Origin of the sequence: Pseudotabrizicola sp. L79 (assembly GCF_036553525.1) — a bacterium.
In the GTDB taxonomy this organism is placed as follows: Bacteria; Pseudomonadota; Alphaproteobacteria; order Rhodobacterales; family Rhodobacteraceae; genus Pseudotabrizicola.
In genome coordinates, this window is the sequence record NZ_JAZHDA010000051.1 from 81,792 (window position 1) to 95,984 (window position 14,193).

The window sequence follows — 14,193 nt, forward strand, 5'->3', positions numbered from 1 at the left end:
TCAGCTGCCCGTCAAACCCTGCAAGAAGCTGGTCGCACTGCGGATGGCACCATCAATGACCACGCGTCCGGCATCAATCGCCGCAACATAGCCGTCCATCGCCCCCGTCAGACCGGGAATCTGCTGGCTGATCTGCGGTGCCATCACATAGGCAACCGTGGCAACCAGCCCCACCAAAAGCATCAGCACAAACCCCGATCGAAACCCCGAGCTGGCCGCCGGTTCATCATCCATCACGGCAGTTTGGCCCTTTGGGCTTGGCTTCAGGCTGGAATTAATTTCCTCGATATCCGGCAACAAATCGCGCCGAGGAGTGGCCTTTGGCGGCGGCACGGGCTTGCCCTTCATCGAGGCCACGCGACGTTCGGCGCTGCTCGGCTCTGGCGCATTCTCGGTCGGGCTAGGGGGCTGTCGGTTCACCGCCGGGTTCACCGGCGGCGGCAGGCCCAGATCGCCCTGCATCTCCAGCCCATCGGCCTCGGCCTTGCGGGCCTTGACCTCACGCTCGGCCTCTTCGCGCAGCACTGACAGCACGGCTTCATCCAGATTGCGCTTGATCGGCTGCGGCGCCGGTGGGGCGTCCTCACGCTCCTCCTCGCCCTGCGCCAATGCGGCGGGGCGGTCTTCGGCAGGCGCCGGATCGTCGTAAAGCGCCGCCGTCAGCTTTTCGGCACTGGCCGGTGCGGCCTGAAACCAGGCATTGCCACAGTTTGAACATTGCACGTCCCGCCCCTCTGGCGGTATCGCGGCATCATCAACCTCGTATTGGGCGTCGCAATTCGGACAAATGATACGCATGCTGCCTGTGTCCCGCGCCGTTGATACGGCTGTTCATCCATGTTGTAGCAACGATACTGGTCGATTCCAATAGATTGTGGATATCGCATACATCAGTGTCATTGAATCCCCCCGCAGATTCAGCAATTCTGCACCCGACCAAAAGAGGCTGTGCCGTGATCGCATTCGAAAATGCTGCCTATAATTACGGCGGTGGTGAATTATTGGCCGAAGTGTCCCTGCGACTGGCCCCCGGATCGTTTCATTTCCTGACCGGGCCGTCCGGGGCGGGCAAATCCACCCTTTTGAAACTGGCCTATGCCGATCTTTTGCCCACGGCCGGGCATGTCACCCTGTTTGACCGCGATGTGCACAGCCTGACACGCGATGATGTGGCGATGAACCGCCGCCGGATCGGGGTGGTGCATCAGGATTGCCAGTTCCTCGACCACCTGCCCCTTGCCGCCAATGTGGTCTTGCCGCTGACCGTCTCGAACCGGCCTGTTGATGTGCAGAACCTGACCGATCTGCTGAACTGGGTCGGGCTTGGCACGTTGGGCGATGCGCTGCCGCCATCGCTGTCGGGGGGCGAACGCCAGCGCGCCGCTCTGGCCCGCGCCATCATCATGGACCCGGATGTCATTCTGGCCGACGAACCCACCGGCAACCTTGATTGGGAAATGTCGCTGCGCCTTTTGACCCTGCTGGTCGAGTTGAACCGGATGGGAAAGACCATTCTGGTGGCCACCCATGACCTGAACCTGATCCGTCAGGCGAAATCGCAGATCGCCGCACGGGTGCTGCGCATCAAGAACCGCCGTGTGCAGCTTGCGGGGGCCGACCTGTGAAATTGCCTGCCCTGTTTTCCTCGGATCGGTCGGCCGACCGTGTCGTGCCCCCCTCGGGCTTTACCGCACAGCTGACACTGTTTTCGGCGGGTGCGATGGCCTTTCTGGCGGTCTTTGCGCTGGCGTTGTCCCTTGCCTCGGGGCGGCTGGCCGATCGCTGGGCCTCGGCGCTGTCGGGCACGGCCACCATTCGCATCTCGGCCCCGGCCGATCAGATGCAAACGCAAATGACCGCCGTTCTGGCACTGCTGTCCACCACGCCCGGCATTGCCAATGCCCGTGCCATCGACACCGACGAACAGCGCCGCCTGCTTGAGCCATGGTTCGGCCCCGATCTGCCGGTCGATGCCCTGCCCCTGCCGCGCCTGATCGAGTTGACCGAGACCGGCGATGGCTATGACAGCGAAGGCCTGCGCCAGCGCCTTGCGGCCGAGGCCCCCGGCGCCATTCTGGACGATCACACCCGCTGGCGACGCCCGCTGGCCATCGCGGCCGAACGCTTGCAGCTGTTGGGCCTGTTGTCGCTGGTGCTGATTCTGGGTGCGACGGGGGCGATGATCACGCTGGCCGCCAATGCCGCGCTTGCCGCCAACCTTCAGGTCATCCGCGTGTTGCGGCTGGTCGGCGCAAAAGACAGCTACATCACCCGCGCCTTCGTGCATCGTTTCACCCTGCGCGCCTTGGGCGGCGCGGCCATCGGCACTGTGATCGCGATGATCGGTGTGGCCCTGCTGCCCCGCACGGATGAGGCCGGGGGCTTTCTGACTGGCCTCCGCTTTCAGGGCGCGGGGTGGCTTTTGCCCCTGATCTTGCCGCCACTTGCTGCTATTGTCGCCTTTGCCGCAACCCGCTTTGCGGCCCTACGCACCTTGAAAAGGCTTCCCTGATGATCATCCTGCGCTGGATCATGTCCGTTCTCTTCATCATCCAGATGTATGTGGCCATGGCCGTGATCGGCATCCTGTTCTTCCCCTATGCCCTTGCCAGCAAAGAGGGGGCCTATGCCGCCTGCAAAACCTATTGCCGATGGGTGATCTTCACCGTGCGGGTGATGTGCGGCATCCGGTCCGAGGTGCGCGGCACCCCACCCACGGATGAGGTGGTGATCGCCGCCAAACACCAAAGCTTTCTCGACATCATCCTGATCTTCAACGCCGTCCCGCGCGGCAAGTTCGTGATGAAGCGCGAGTTGATGTTCACGCCGGTTCTGGGCCAATACGCCCAGCGCATCGGCTGCGTGATGGTTGATCGGGGCAAGCGTGGCGCAGCCATCACCAAGATGAAAGCCGATGTTGCCAAGGGCGCCGCAGATCCCGGCCAGCTGATCATCTATCCGCAAGGCACCCGTGTCGCCCCCGGTGCCGCGCGCCCCTATAAGGTGGGCACGGGCCTGCTTTATGAACAACTGGGCCAGCCCTGCGTGCCCGTGGCCGCCAATGTTGGCCTGTTCTGGCCCAAGCGCAGCCTGTTGCGCACGCCGGGTCTGGCCGTGGTCGAGTTTCTGCCGCGCATCGAACCTGGCCTGCCGATTCCAGCCTTCATGAAACGGCTGGAAGCCGAGGTGGAAACCCATTCCAACCGCCTGATGGCCGAGGGCGGGCTGATCCTTCCGACCTGACCGGGGGCCCGACAGACGCGCTTAGGCCAGTTTCAGCGCGGCGATCCCGGCAAGGATCAGCACGACGCCAAGAACCCGCATCAGATTGACCGGATCGCCGAACAGCACCACAGCCGCCACGGCTGTGCCGACGGCCCCGATGCCCACCCAAACGGCATAAGCGGTGCCCACCGGCAAATCCTTCATCGCCACCGACAGCATCCAGAAACTGGCCAAGGCGCCCAGCACGGTCAGCACCGATGGCAGGGGGCGGGTGAACCCGTCTGAATATTTCAAACCGATGGCCCAGCCGGTCTCCATGATCCCGGCCAATGCCACCAAAACCCAGGGGCTCAAGCGGCAAGCCCCTTGGCACCCATATCCAGAAACTTGGTGCGGCGTTCCTTGATGATCGCCTCGGGTTTTTTGCCGGCAAATTCCTTCAGCATCGCCTCGATGCCCTTGCCAACAGCCTCGATCGCCTCTTTGCGGCCACGCTGTGCCCCGCCCATCGGCTCTTTGATGATCCGGTCAACCACACCCAGCTTTTGCAGATCTTGCGCCGTCAGCCGCAGGGCCTCGGCGGCCTCGCGCATTTTCTCGGCATCTTTCCACAAGATACTGGCGCAGCCTTCGGGCGAAATCACCGAATAGACGCTGTGTTCCAGCATCGCCACCCGGTTGGCCGTGGCAAAGGCCACCGCGCCGCCCGAACCACCTTCCCCGATGATGATCGAAATCAGCGGCACACCGATTTCAAGGCATTTCTGGGTGCTGCGGGCAATCGCTTCGGATTGGCCGCGCTCCTCTGCGCCCTTGCCGGGATAGGCGCCGGGCGTGTCCACCAGCGTGATCACCGGCATGCCAAAACGGTCGGCCAGATCCATCAGGCGAATGGCCTTGCGATAGCCCTCGGGCCGCGCCATGCCGAAATTCCGTTCGATCCGGCTTTTGGTGTCATTGCCCTTTTCATGGCCGATGATCATCACCGGCTTGTCGTTGAACCGGGCAATACCACCCATCACGGCGTGATCTTCGGCAAAGTTCCGATCCCCGGCCAGCGGCGTGAATTCGGTGAACAGCGCGTCGATGTAATCCTTGCAATGGGGCCGGTCGGGGTGGCGGGCCACCTGACATTTGCGCCATGGCGTCAGATCCTTGTAAAGATCGCGCAACATGGTTTCGGCCTTGCGGTCCAGCGCCTCGGCTTCCTTGGCGACATCCATCCCCGGATTGCCACGCGCCATTGCCCGCAGTTCCTCTGCCTTGCCCTCGATCTCGGCAAGGCCTTTTTCGAATTCCAGGTAGTTCATGGGTCACTCCCGCACTGCATGGCCCTATATGGCCCCGACAGCAGCAGGATGCAACTGAGGACAGGACACCCGCCCCAACCCCAAAAAACAGCAGCGCCCCAAAAACAGCAGCGCCCTGTGGCCGGGCCACAGGGCGAGCTTCCTCCCCATTTGCCGCGAGGGGCCTCCTCTCCCCTTGATCGCGGCGCGGGTATCTTTTCAAGCTGCCCGATACCAGGCGCTGATCGCGCAAGCCTGCCCTTTTTTGGGGCAGTCTGTCAACGATTCAATGTATCAACCGGCGATCAGCTCTGACTGGCGCACGATCACCTCGGCCTGTTTGATGCTGGCAATATCGACCAGCCGGCCCTTGTAAACCGTGGCCCCCTCGCCGCGCGCCTTGGCCTCGTCCATCGCCTTCAGAATTTCGCGCGCCTCGGCGACTGCGGCCTCTGACGGGGTAAAGACCTCATTGGCAATGGCCACCTGCTTCGGATGGATCGCCCATTTGCCCACCATGCCCAGCGTGGCCGACCGCAGCGCCTGCGCGCGAAAGCCCTCGTCGTCCGAAAAATCGCCAAACGGGCCATCGACCGGCAGCACACCATGGGTGCGGCAGGCCGCAACAATGGCCGCCTGCGCCCAATGCCAGGGGTCAGACCAGTGCTTAACGCCTTCACGCAGCATGTAATAGTTTTCCTGCGTGCCGCCGATGCCCGTGGTCTGCATCCCCATGCTGGCCGCAAAATCGGCCGCCCCCAGCGACATGGCCTGCAAACGCGGGCTGCTGGCGGCGATTTCCTCGACATGGGCAATGCCCGCGGCACTTTCGATGATGACTTCAAAGGAAATCGGCTTGGCCCGCCCCTTGGCCCGCTCGACCGCCGTGACCAGCGCATCCACGGCATAGACATCCGCCGCACAGCCCACCTTGGGAATCATGATCTGATCCAGCCGGTCACCCGCCTGCTCTAGCAGATCCACCACGTCGCGATACCAATAGGGCGTGTCCAACCCGTTGATCCGCACCGACAGGGTTTTCGTGCCCCAATCAATATCGTTCACCGCCTGAATGATATTGGCCCGCGCCGCCACCTTGTCGGACGGCGCCACCGAATCCTCCAGATCAAGGTTGATCACATCCGCCGCACTGGCCGCCATCTTTTCAAAAATCGCGGGGCGAGAGCCGGGGCCAAACAACTGGCAGCGGTTCGGGCGGGCGGGGGCGGGGGGTTGGATGCGGAAGCTCATCTTGATCCTGTCAGCAAGTAAATTTCACGACTCTTGCCTCATTGGTTAGATTATTACGCTGCACTCTGCAATACCACCTTTGCAGTTGCAGCAATCGCATCACCGCCCTTGCCCCGACGCTGCGCCCTTGCCAAGAAAGACCACCCTTTGGACTTGGCCCCATGATCCGCATCAGCCGCGACAGCTTTGCCCTTGCCCGCCCCTTTACCATCAGCCGCGGCACGAAAACCCATGCCGATGTGCTGACCGTGCGCATCACCCGCAATGGCGTGACCGGTTGGGGCGAATGTGTGCCCTATGCCCGCTATGGCGAAAGCCTTGACAGCGTGACGGCACAGATCGCCGACCTGCCGCCGGGCATCACCCGCACCGACCTGCAACATGCCCTGCCCGCAGGGGCCGCCCGCAATGCCGTGGATTGCGCCCTGTGGGATCTGCAGGCCAAAACAACGGGCCAGCGGGTCTGGCACCTGTTGGGCCTGCCAGCCCTCCAACCCGTGCCCATCGCCTTTACCCTGTCGCTGGAAAGCCCGGCCAGCATGCGCGAACAGGCCGCGCTGAACGCCCATCGCCCACTTCTCAAGATCAAGCTGGGCACCCCCGACGATATGCCAAGGCTCGAAGCCGTCCGGCAGGGCGCGCCGAACACCCGCCTGATCATCGACGCCAACGAAGGCTGGAGCGCCGAGGTCTATGCTGATCTGGCCCCCCGCCTTGTGGCGCTTGGCGTGGAACTGGTCGAACAACCCCTGCCCGCCGGGGCCGATGACATGCTGGCCGAAATCGCCCGCCCCCTGCCCGTCTGCGCCGACGAATCCTGCCACGACCGCGCCAGCCTTGCCGCGCTGCGGGGAAAATATGACATGGTGAACATCAAGCTCGACAAGACCGGCGGCCTGACCGAGGCCCTGGCCACCCGCGACGCGGCGCGTGATCTGGGGCTGGGCATCATGGTCGGCTGTATGGTCGGCAGCAGCCTTGCCATGGCCCCCGCCACCCTTGTGGCACAGGGCGCGGCGTTCTCTGATCTTGACGCACCGCTTTTGTTGGCCCAAGACCGCGACACACCGCTTGCCTATTCCAGCGCAGGCATCCACCCGCCACCCGCCGAACTCTGGGGATAAGCATGAGCCGCATCGTCTATCTGAACGGGGACTATCTGCCCGAAAACGAAGCCAAGGTTTCGGTCTTTGACCGCGGCTTTCTGATGGCCGATGGCGTCTATGAGGTGACGTCCGTGCTGGATGGCAAGCTGATCGACTTTGCGGGCCATTGCATCCGGCTTGGTCGCTCGCTGTCGGAACTGGGCATGAAGAACCCCCATTCCAATGACGAATGGCTGGCGATTTTCCGCGAAATCGTCGCCCGCAACGCCGTGACCGACGGCATGGTTTATCTGCAAGTCACCCGCGGCAATCCCGGCGACCGCGACTTTGCCTATCCCTCGCCCGAGGTCGAGCCGACCGTGGTTCTGTTCACCCAGGCCAAACCCGGCCTTGCCGACAGCCCCGCTGCAAAAACCGGCTGGAAGGTGATCTCGATCCCCGACGAACGCTGGGGCCGCCGCGACATCAAGACGGTGCAACTGCTGTATCCGTCGATGGGCAAGATGATGGCGAAACATGCGGGCGTCGATGATGCGTGGTTCGTGCAGGATGGCTTTGTCACCGAAGGCACCTCGAACAATGCCTATATCGTCAAGGGCAACAAGATCATCACCCGCGCCCTCAGCCATGATATTCTGCACGGTATCACCCGCGCCGCTGTCCTGCGTTTTGCCAAAGAAGCGCAGTTCGAGGTCGAAGAGCGCAACTTCACCGTCGCCGAGGCACAGCAGGCAGATGAGGCGTTCATCACCTCGGCCTCGGCCTTTGTGATGCCCGTCGTCGAAATCGACGGCGCCGCCATCGGCAGCGGCAAACCGGGCAACGTGGCCGCCCGGATGCGCGAAATCTATCTGGACGAAATGCGCAAGGCCGCCCTTTGACAGGCGGCCCCGGCTTTCGGCCTTGGCCTTAAGCTTCGGCCCCAGGTCTGCGTCTCAGTCCTTGGGGCCAACATTCTCGCGAAAGGCCACCTCAAAGGCGGCCTTTTTTGCGGCATCCGCTTCGGTCTGGTTCTTGGCCACCCAGTCGGAATAGGGCATGCCATAGACGATCTCGCGCGCCTCATCCTTGCCCATCTCGATGCCGCGCGCATTGGCGGCCTCTTGATACCAGCGGCTTAGACAGTTGCGGCAAAACCCGCCCAGATTCATCAGATCAATGTTCTGCACATCAGGCCGCTTTTCCAGCAAATGATGCATCAGCGCCCGAAAGGCAGCAGCTTCCAGTTCGGTGCGGGTGGTTGGGTCAATCTCGGCCATCTGGTCCTCCTGTTCGGTCCAACATGACGCAAGACAGACCCATCCTCAAGAACTGGTCAGTGCCCACAGCGGCCGACACGCAGCAGTATCAAACCTGATCAACCAGCAACCACGGCGCGCCATCTGCAAGCAGATCGTCCGGAGTCAGGTTGGCGAAATTCACCGCAGGAGCACCGTCTGCCAGCATATTGGTGCCGCCCGCCCCATCAGCAACAAAGCTGATCTGAACCGTCGCAGGATTAGCCACCAACAGCACCAAGTCCTCGGTCTCTGCGTCAAAGTCAGTGACCCGCGTCACGTCATCGCCAAGGTTATAGGCAACGGCAAAGCTGTCGGCCCCGTTGCCGCCAGACAGGGTGTCTCCGTCATCGCCCATCAACAGATCGTCACCTGCTCCGCCTTCCAGCAGATCCGGCGCAGTCGTGCCCGCATCACCCGACATCACACTGGTGCTGACCCGCTCAAGCAGCCTGTCCGAAACCTGATCGCCAAAGCGCGCTGAAAGCCCGGACGTGACAAGGTCTGCCGTTTCCGACAGGATCGGCGCAACAAGGTTATACTCAAGGCCAACAAGAAGGTCGTCTCCCTCGCCGCCGACCAGGGTATCGGCGCCGCTCGACCCCAACAGAACGTCATCGCCGTCATTCCCAACCACCCGGTCATTCCCGGCGCCGCCGATCACAAGGTCATTGCCAGTTGATCCATCCAGCAGGTCGTTTCCGCCACCACCCAGAATGATGTCATTGCCCGCGTCACCACTGACGGAATCAGCGCCGAACTCTCCCAGCAGGACATCGTCACCCTCAAGGCCTTCGACGACATCATCGCCACCAGCCGCCAGCAACAAATCGTTCAGCGACGTTCCAGCCACTTCCTCCGAGGCAGAGGTTCCGGTTTCGATCTCTCCGCTGTCTTCTTCTGGCTCGTTCGACTCGTCTTCACCTCCACCATCCGAACCGCCGAAACCAAAGGCCAACCCACCCAACAACAGTGCGGGAAGAAGAAGATACAGCAGTCCCATAACGCAATGCTCCATAAACGATGCCGACCGAACAAACCGGCCAGCATTCACTTCACTATATTGTGAGCAACATCAGTCTATCAGCAGCAAATCAAGCAAGAAAAATATTTGTTTCCAAATGGATAGATTGCCGCCACCAAACAGCGCCAAGACCCATCTTTGTTCGCAATTGTCCAACAATCAGTAAGGCGGGCTAGCCACCCGCTCCGCGACAATCAACTTCCCGAACGGCGACCAAAGCCTGCACCAGAATCGGCGCCAGCCTCTGCGCCCACTGCTGCTGCTCGGCCTCGGTGCCGATCAGGTCATTGCGCAATTCGATCAGCGTGTTGTGGCGCCCATGCCGCAGGGCGTGGCGGTCGATCGCGTCACCGGGCAGATGGCCGGAATAGGGCTCGTTATCGCCAAGGCACAGGTCGGCCTGATGGCGCAGCCCGTCAATCACCGCCCGGCTCAGCCGCGCATCCAGATGGCTGTAAAGGATGCCCACCTGCCAGGGGCGCGGGCTGCGGCCCCGCAGGCAGGGCGTAAAGGAATGCACCGACACAATCGCCCGCCCCTCGGCCAGCCCTGCAAGGGCCGCGTGATAGGGGCGGTGCAAACGCTCCAGCCGCCGCTCAACCTCCTCTGGCCCGGCGTGGCGGTTGGCCGGAATGATCGTGCCGTCATACAGCTTCATCAGCAGGGTCGGATCATCCTCGCCCCGGTTGGGGTCGATCACCAGACGGCTGAAATCAGAACAGATCACCGGGCTGTCCAGCGCCGCGCCCAAGGCCAGCGCCACGCCCTTGGCCCCAACGTCATAGGCGATGTGGCGGCCCATATCCTCGGGCCCGATGCCCAGATCGCCCCCCAGCCAGTCGGGCACACGATTGGTGGCGTGATCACAGGTCACCAGCCACGAACCGCGCCGCGCCGCGCCCGTAATCTCAAAGGCTTCATGCCGCATATCGATGCAATCCCATCACGAAACTGTTGCATATCCATGGTTTTCCGCATTTAGGCCAATCCCCGCGAAAGCGCCAGTTGCCCTAGCCCCTCGATTGCTCTATTCCCACCCTTGGCCCACCACGAAATGTATATTGAAGAAGGAGGAAGGCATGAGACGCCTTCGGAACGTCAAAATCGTGGCTACACTGGGCCCGGCATCCAATGATTACGAAATGATCCGCGCATTGTTTGAGGCAGGAGCCGATGTGTTCCGCCTGAACATGAGCCATGGCACCCATGACGACATCCGGGCCCGCCATGCGATCATCCGTCAGATCGAATCTGACACGGGCCGCCCGATCGCCATTCTGGCCGATCTTCAGGGGCCGAAACTGCGGGTTGGCGTCTTTGCCAACGGCGCCCATGATCTTGAGGATGGCGACAAGTTCCGCCTCGACCTCAATGATGCGCCGGGCGATGGCAACCGCGTGCAGTTGCCGCACCCCGAGATTTTTGCAGCCCTTGAACCGGGCGCAACCCTGCTGGTCAATGACGGCAAGATCCGCCTGCAAGTCGATGACTGCGGCCCGGATTTCGCCAATTGCACCGTGACCGTCGGCGGCACCATTTCGAACCGCAAGGGCGTGAACGTGCCTGACGTGGTTCTGCCCGTGGCCGCCCTGTCCGACAAGGATCTGAAAGATCTGGAATTCGCCTGCGAACTGGGCGTCGATTGGCTGGCCCTGTCCTTCGTGCAGCGCCCCGAAGACGTGATTCAGGCCAAGGAACTGGCCCGCGGCCGCGCCGCCGTGCTGTCAAAGATCGAAAAGCCCGCCGCCGTCAAAGCCTATGCAGCCATTCTTGCCGTGTCTGATGGCATCATGGTGGCCCGTGGTGACCTTGGCGTTGAACTGCCGGTCCATTCCGTGCCCCCGATCCAGAAACGCCTTGTGCGGATGGCCCGCGCCGCCGCCAAGCCGGTGATCGTGGCCACGCAGATGCTGGAATCGATGATCGAATCGCCCATGCCCACCCGGGCCGAGGTGTCGGACGTGGCCACCGCCATCTACGAAGGCGCTGATGCCGTCATGCTGTCGGCCGAATCCGCCGCTGGCAAATTCCCGATCGAGGCCGTGACCACGATGAACAACGTGGCCGTTTCGGTCGAAAGCGATCCGACCTACCGTCAGGTGATCGAGGCCAGCCGCACCGTTGCACGCTCGACCGTCGCGGATGGCATCGTGGCCGCAGCCCGCGAAATCGCCGAGGCGACCGACATCAAGGCCATCGCTGTCTTCTCGCAATCGGGCACCACGGTGGGTCTGGTCGCGCGCGAACGGCCCAAGGTTCCGATCATCGCCCTGACGCCGCTGATGAACACCGCCCGCCGCCTGTGCCTGACCTGGGGCGCGCATTGCGTCATCACCGAGGAGCAAGACCGCTTCAAGGGGGCCGTCATCTCGGCGGTGCGCGCGGCGCGTCAACACGGCTTTGCCACCGAAACCGACCAGATCGTGCTGACCGCAGGCGTGCCCTTCAACGTGCAGGGCACCACCAACATTCTGCGCGTCGCCCCCTGCGACGAACGGCTGATCTACAAGGCAGATCCCGAATAAGTCGGGCCTGCCCCATGCCAGAGGGTGCGATGGATTACGACCTGATGTTCGTCGTGGGGCTGGCGCTTGCCGCCCTGTCCATCCCCTCGGTGCTTGCCGCCTATGCCGATGGCCGCCCTCCTTGGGTGGCCATCGTCGTTTTGCTGATATCTGCCGGGTTGCTTGGGGCCGCGCTTATGGGCCAGCCTGCCGATCTGACGCTTTCGGCGCTGCCCGATATCATCTTCCGCGTCATTGGCCGGGTTCTGCACTGATTATCTGCTTGCAGATCGGCCCGATGCCCCCTATCAGAGCCACTTCTGAAAGCCTGCGTGGCCGGCCAATGTGGCATGCCGAGTCGCGCATTTGACGATTGGAGATCGAAATGCCCAAGATGAAGACCAAATCCGCAGCGAAGAAGCGCTTCAGCTTCACCGCTTCGGGACGTGTGAAGGCAGGCGTGGCAGGCAAGCGCCACGGCATGATCAAACGCTCGACGAAGTTCATCCGCGACGCAACCGGGACGATGATCCTGTGCGACAGCGATGAAAAGATCGTCAAGAAGTACATGCCCTATAACCGCTAAGGAGTCACACACATGTCCCGCGTTAAATCCGGCGTGGTGACCCACGCGCGTCACCGCAAGGTCATTAAGAAAGCGAAAGGCTACTACGCCGCCCGCTCGACCAACTTCCGCACGGCCACTCAGGCTGTTGACAAAGCCCAGCAATACGCAACCCGTGACCGCAAGGTCCGCAAGCGTCAGTTCCGCGCCCTGTGGATCCAGCGTATCAACGCTGCTGTGCGTCTGTTCGACATCGAGATGACCTATTCGCGTCTGATCAACGGCCTGACCAAAGCCGGCATCGAAGTGGACCGCAAGGTTCTCGCCGATCTCGCCGTGCACGAGCCCGAGGCGTTCAACGCCATCGCAGCCCAAGCCAAGGCCGCCCTGGCCGCCTGAGCCAGACCAGATCGAAAACCACAAAAGCCCCGCCGCAAGGTCGGGGCTTTTTTGGTTCTGGCCGCGAAAACAGGTCAAAGACCCTTGGTTTCGTCACATCTGGCGACCTTGGGAAAGAATTGGCGCTGGATGGGCTGGATCTGGCACGCACACTGTCTGGCTTGGTGCGACAAAACCCATCAGCAGCCCGTGTTGACGACTAGGCCCACCCTTGCATCCCCGCCCCCTTCCCGCTAACCCCAAGGCGCTAAGCGCCGGAGGCAAGTGACATGGAACTGACCGAACTTCGTGGCAAATACATTCAGGCTGTGGCCAATGCCGCAGACGAAGCCGCGCTAGAGGAGGTGCGGCTGGCCGCCTTGGGCAAAAAGGGCGAGATCAGCGCCATGATGGCCACGCTTGGCAAGATGGACCCCGAGGAACGCAAATCCGCCGGGGCCGCGCTGAATGTGCTGAAAACCGAAATCGACGCCGCCCTGCGCGCCAAAAAGGCGGGCCTTGCCGATGCCGCGCTGAATGAGCGGCTGAAGTCAGAATGGCTGGATGTCACCCTGCCCGGCCGCCCGCGCCCGCGCGGCACCATCCACCCGGTCAGCCAGGTGATGGAAGAACTGACCGCCATCTTTGCCGACATGGGCTTTTCGGTTGCCGAAGGCCCCCAGGTCGAATCCGACTGGTATAACTTTGATGCCCTGAACATCCCGCCCGAACACCCCGCGCGGCAAGAGCATGACACCTTCTTCATGCACCGCGCCCCCGGCGATGACCGCCCGCCGCATGTGCTGCGCACCCACACCAGCCCGGTGCAGATCCGCGCCATGACGGAAAAGGGCGCGCCGATCCGCGTCATCGCGCCGGGCCGCGTGTATCGCATGGATATGGACCAGACCCATACCCCGATGTTCCATCAGGTCGAGGGCCTTGCCATTGACCGCGACATCAGCATGGCCAATCTGAAATGGACGCTGGAAGAATTCTGCCGCGCCTTCTTTGAGGTGGACAAGGTCGAACTGCGTTTCCGCGCCAGCCATTTCCCTTTTACCGAACCGTCGGCCGAGGTCGATATCCGTTACTCGAACGTCGGCGGGCAACTGCGCATCGGCGAAGGCGACAAGTGGATGGAAATTCTGGGCAGCGGCATGGTGCATCCCAAGGTGCTGGCCGCCGCTGGGGTTGATCCGAACGAATGGCAGGGCTTTGCCTTTGGCCTTGGCATCGACCGGATCGCCATGCTGAAATACGGCATCCCCGATCTGCGCGCGTTCTTTGAAGGCGATCTGCGCTGGCTGCGCCACTACGGCTTTGCCGCGCTGGACATGCCCGACCTGCCGGGTGGCCTTAGCCGCTGAAACCGGCTGGCGGCAGGGCCATCACCGCCGCCACCGAAACGAAAGCGTTGGCCGCCAGAAGGAAGCTGATCGCCGCAATGCCCATCATGACGATCAGCACCCACGGGTTCTTTCGCTTCAGGTTCTTGGGTATGTTCAACATTGGGTCCATCATGCCCGTGGTTTTACCTGCGCCGTTCAGCACAATTATGGCAAATTCCCTGC

Annotated in this window: 18 protein-coding genes; 10 read left to right on the forward strand and 8 right to left on the reverse strand. The window is 62.3% G+C overall.

What is annotated here, in order from left to right:
* On the reverse strand, positions 1-798 hold the full coding sequence (locus V3C85_RS12155; RefSeq protein ID WP_331795366.1) for a zinc-ribbon domain-containing protein: 798 nt from the start codon (positions 796-798) through the stop codon (positions 1-3).
* A 155-nt stretch (positions 799-953) separates the two neighbouring features.
* Here V3C85_RS12155 and V3C85_RS12160 point away from each other — a divergent pair, with 155 nt between their 5' ends.
* The 3 genes from V3C85_RS12160 to V3C85_RS12170 are packed head-to-tail and all read left to right on the forward strand — an operon-like array spanning position 954 to position 3,243.
* Positions 954-1,625 carry a cell division ATP-binding protein FtsE gene (locus V3C85_RS12160; RefSeq protein WP_331795367.1) on the forward strand — a complete coding sequence of 224 codons (672 nt, stop codon included), beginning with the start codon at positions 954-956 and terminating at the stop codon, positions 1,623-1,625.
* Positions 1,622-2,512, forward strand: a complete 891-nt coding sequence (locus V3C85_RS12165) for a cell division protein FtsX (protein WP_331795368.1) — start codon at positions 1,622-1,624, stop codon at positions 2,510-2,512. The genes V3C85_RS12160 and V3C85_RS12165 overlap by 4 nt, the downstream gene beginning before the upstream one ends.
* The gene (locus V3C85_RS12170) at positions 2,512-3,243 is read left to right on the forward strand and encodes a lysophospholipid acyltransferase family protein (protein WP_331795369.1); all 732 of its coding nucleotides are present in this window, start codon (positions 2,512-2,514) and stop codon (positions 3,241-3,243) included. The genes V3C85_RS12165 and V3C85_RS12170 overlap by 1 nt, the downstream gene beginning before the upstream one ends.
* Positions 3,244-3,264: 21 nt before the next feature.
* Here the strand turns inward: V3C85_RS12170 and V3C85_RS12175 are convergent, their stop codons facing one another.
* The 3 genes from V3C85_RS12175 to V3C85_RS12185 all read right to left on the reverse strand — a co-directional run bounded on the left by V3C85_RS12175 (position 3,265) and on the right by V3C85_RS12185 (position 5,765).
* Positions 3,265-3,579 carry a DMT family transporter gene (locus V3C85_RS12175; RefSeq protein WP_331795370.1) on the reverse strand — a complete coding sequence of 105 codons (315 nt, stop codon included), beginning with the start codon at positions 3,577-3,579 and terminating at the stop codon, positions 3,265-3,267.
* Entirely contained in the window at positions 3,576-4,535 is a 960-nt protein-coding gene (locus V3C85_RS12180; RefSeq protein ID WP_331795371.1) for an acetyl-CoA carboxylase carboxyltransferase subunit alpha, read from the reverse strand. Before V3C85_RS12180 ends, V3C85_RS12175 begins: the two co-directional genes overlap by 4 nt.
* Before the next feature lie 273 nt (positions 4,536-4,808).
* Entirely contained in the window at positions 4,809-5,765 is a 957-nt protein-coding gene (locus V3C85_RS12185; RefSeq protein WP_331795372.1) for an L-malyl-CoA/beta-methylmalyl-CoA lyase, read from the reverse strand.
* Positions 5,766-5,926: 161 nt separating this feature from the next.
* Here V3C85_RS12185 and dgcA point away from each other — a divergent pair, with 161 nt between their 5' ends.
* Together dgcA and V3C85_RS12195 are read left to right on the forward strand one after the other, a co-directional pair.
* On the forward strand, positions 5,927-6,889 hold the full coding sequence (gene dgcA / locus V3C85_RS12190) for an N-acetyl-D-Glu racemase DgcA (protein WP_331795373.1): 963 nt from the start codon (positions 5,927-5,929) through the stop codon (positions 6,887-6,889).
* 2 nt (positions 6,890-6,891) lie between these two features.
* On the forward strand, positions 6,892-7,752 hold the full coding sequence (locus V3C85_RS12195; RefSeq protein ID WP_331795374.1) for a D-amino-acid transaminase: 861 nt from the start codon (positions 6,892-6,894) through the stop codon (positions 7,750-7,752).
* Between the two features lie 54 nt (positions 7,753-7,806).
* Here the strand turns inward: V3C85_RS12195 and V3C85_RS12200 are convergent, their stop codons facing one another.
* From V3C85_RS12200 to V3C85_RS12210, 3 genes are all read right to left on the reverse strand, one after another.
* Positions 7,807-8,121 carry a DUF1244 domain-containing protein gene (locus tag V3C85_RS12200; RefSeq protein WP_331795564.1) on the reverse strand — a complete coding sequence of 105 codons (315 nt, stop codon included), beginning with the start codon at positions 8,119-8,121 and terminating at the stop codon, positions 7,807-7,809.
* A gap of 97 nt (positions 8,122-8,218) precedes the next feature.
* Positions 8,219-9,151 (reverse strand): calcium-binding protein, encoded by a 933-nt coding sequence (locus tag V3C85_RS12205; protein ID WP_331795375.1) that lies wholly within the window; start codon positions 9,149-9,151, stop codon positions 8,219-8,221.
* Positions 9,152-9,344: 193 nt separating this feature from the next.
* On the reverse strand, positions 9,345-10,100 hold the full coding sequence (locus V3C85_RS12210) for an N-formylglutamate amidohydrolase (RefSeq protein WP_331795376.1): 756 nt from the start codon (positions 10,098-10,100) through the stop codon (positions 9,345-9,347).
* Between the two features lie 151 nt (positions 10,101-10,251).
* On the opposite strand from V3C85_RS12210, the gene pyk reads away from it, so the two are divergent.
* From pyk to pheS, 5 genes are all read left to right on the forward strand, one after another.
* Positions 10,252-11,697 carry a pyruvate kinase gene (gene pyk, locus V3C85_RS12215; RefSeq protein ID WP_331795377.1) on the forward strand — a complete coding sequence of 482 codons (1,446 nt, stop codon included), beginning with the start codon at positions 10,252-10,254 and terminating at the stop codon, positions 11,695-11,697.
* A gap of 29 nt (positions 11,698-11,726) precedes the next feature.
* The gene (locus V3C85_RS12220; RefSeq protein WP_331795378.1) at positions 11,727-11,951 is read left to right on the forward strand and encodes a hypothetical protein; all 225 of its coding nucleotides are present in this window, start codon (positions 11,727-11,729) and stop codon (positions 11,949-11,951) included.
* Positions 11,952-12,061: 110 nt separating this feature from the next.
* Positions 12,062-12,262, forward strand: a complete 201-nt coding sequence (rpmI, locus tag V3C85_RS12225) for a 50S ribosomal protein L35 (RefSeq protein WP_331795379.1) — start codon at positions 12,062-12,064, stop codon at positions 12,260-12,262.
* Between the two features lie 12 nt (positions 12,263-12,274).
* Positions 12,275-12,640: a 50S ribosomal protein L20 gene (rplT, locus tag V3C85_RS12230; protein ID WP_331795380.1), complete on the forward strand. Its 366-nt coding sequence runs from the start codon at positions 12,275-12,277 to the stop codon at positions 12,638-12,640.
* Positions 12,641-12,909: 269 nt separating this feature from the next.
* The gene (pheS, locus tag V3C85_RS12235; RefSeq protein ID WP_445942015.1) at positions 12,910-13,989 is read left to right on the forward strand and encodes a phenylalanine--tRNA ligase subunit alpha; all 1,080 of its coding nucleotides are present in this window, start codon (positions 12,910-12,912) and stop codon (positions 13,987-13,989) included.
* Here pheS and V3C85_RS12240 read toward each other — a convergent pair.
* Positions 13,979-14,173, reverse strand: a complete 195-nt coding sequence (locus tag V3C85_RS12240; protein WP_331795381.1) for a hypothetical protein — start codon at positions 14,171-14,173, stop codon at positions 13,979-13,981. The genes pheS and V3C85_RS12240 overlap by 11 nt on opposite strands.
* Between the last annotated feature and the right edge of the window lie 20 nt (positions 14,174-14,193).